Here is a 1,769-nt window from a genome sequence, read left to right as displayed (position 1 = left end):
ATGCCAATTGTCCTGCGTGGGCGTGTGGCGCGCATCGTTTGGTGTGTGTTGTGTGTTCGTGTGGAGACTGCTTATTTGGTATGAATTGAAAACGTCATGTTTTCGGTTTGTAGCCATGATTATGGACCTTCGGGTCCGCTTCGTATGGTTGTTAGCCCTTCGGGGTTGATAGCAAACATTTACGGAGAGTTTGATCCTGGCTCAGGACGAACGCTGGCGGCGTGCTTAACACATGCAAGTCGAACGGTGATGCCCAGCTTGCTGGGCGGATCAGTGGCGAACGGGTGAGTAACACGTGAGTAACCTGCCCCAGACTCCGGGATAAGCCTTGGAAACGAGGTCTAATACTGGATACGAGATGCCCCTGCATGGGGAGTGTCTGGAAAGATTTATCGGTCTGGGATGGACTCGCGGCCTATCAGCTTGTTGGTGGGGTAATGGCCTACCAAGGCGACGACGGGTAGCCGGCCTGAGAGGGCGACCGGCCACACTGGGACTGAGACACGGCCCAGACTCCTACGGGAGGCAGCAGTGGGGAATATTGCACAATGGGCGAAAGCCTGATGCAGCGACGCCGCGTGAGGGATGAAGGCCTTCGGGTTGTAAACCTCTTTCAGCAGGGAAGAAGCGCAAGTGACGGTACCTGCAGAAGAAGCGCCGGCTAACTACGTGCCAGCAGCCGCGGTAATACGTAGGGCGCAAGCGTTGTCCGGAATTATTGGGCGTAAAGAGCTCGTAGGCGGTTTGTCGCGTCTGGTGTGAAAACTCAAGGCTCAACCTTGAGCTTGCATCGGGTACGGGCAGACTAGAGTGCGGTAGGGGTGACTGGAATTCCTGGTGTAGCGGTGGAATGCGCAGATATCAGGAGGAACACCGATGGCGAAGGCAGGTCACTGGGCCGCAACTGACGCTGAGGAGCGAAAGCATGGGGAGCGAACAGGATTAGATACCCTGGTAGTCCATGCCGTAAACGTTGGGCACTAGGTGTGGGGCTCATTCCACGAGTTCCGTGCCGCAGCAAACGCATTAAGTGCCCCGCCTGGGGAGTACGGCCGCAAGGCTAAAACTCAAAGGAATTGACGGGGGCCCGCACAAGCGGCGGAGCATGCGGATTAATTCGATGCAACGCGAAGAACCTTACCAAGGCTTGACATACACCGGAAACTTCCAGAGATGGTTGCCCCGCAAGGTCGGTGTACAGGTGGTGCATGGTTGTCGTCAGCTCGTGTCGTGAGATGTTGGGTTAAGTCCCGCAACGAGCGCAACCCTCGTCTTATGTTGCCAGCACGTCATGGTGGGGACTCATAAGAGACTGCCGGGGTCAACTCGGAGGAAGGTGGGGATGACGTCAAATCATCATGCCCCTTATGTCTTGGGCTTCACGCATGCTACAATGGCCGGTACAAAGGGCTGCGATACCGCGAGGTGGAGCGAATCCCAAAAAGCCGGTCTCAGTTCGGATTGGGGTCTGCAACTCGACCCCATGAAGTCGGAGTCGCTAGTAATCGCAGATCAGCAACGCTGCGGTGAATACGTTCCCGGGCCTTGTACACACCGCCCGTCAAGTCACGAAAGTCGGTAACACCCGAAGCCGGTGGCCCAACCCTTGTGGAGGGAGCTGTCGAAGGTGGGACTGGCGATTGGGACTAAGTCGTAACAAGGTAGCCGTACCGGAAGGTGCGGCTGGATCACCTCCTTTCTAAGGAGCATCACTCACAGCCGGCGCCCCTGGGTGCTGGTTGTGCAGAGGCCATGGCACTCGCCGAACG

General features: G+C 57.0%; 1 rRNA gene. It reads left to right on the top strand.

From position 1 onward, the window contains the following. Window positions 1-178: 178 nt before the first annotated feature. Window positions 179-1,699: ribosomal RNA gene (locus WFH32_RS19200) — 16S ribosomal RNA — on the top strand. Window positions 1,700-1,769 lie beyond the last annotated feature (70 nt).

Source organism: Oerskovia sp. USHLN155 (genome assembly GCF_037145535.1).
Classification (GTDB): Bacteria; Actinomycetota; Actinomycetes; order Actinomycetales; family Cellulomonadaceae; genus Oerskovia; species Oerskovia rustica.
This window is presented reverse-complemented; position numbering and strand designations above follow the sequence as displayed.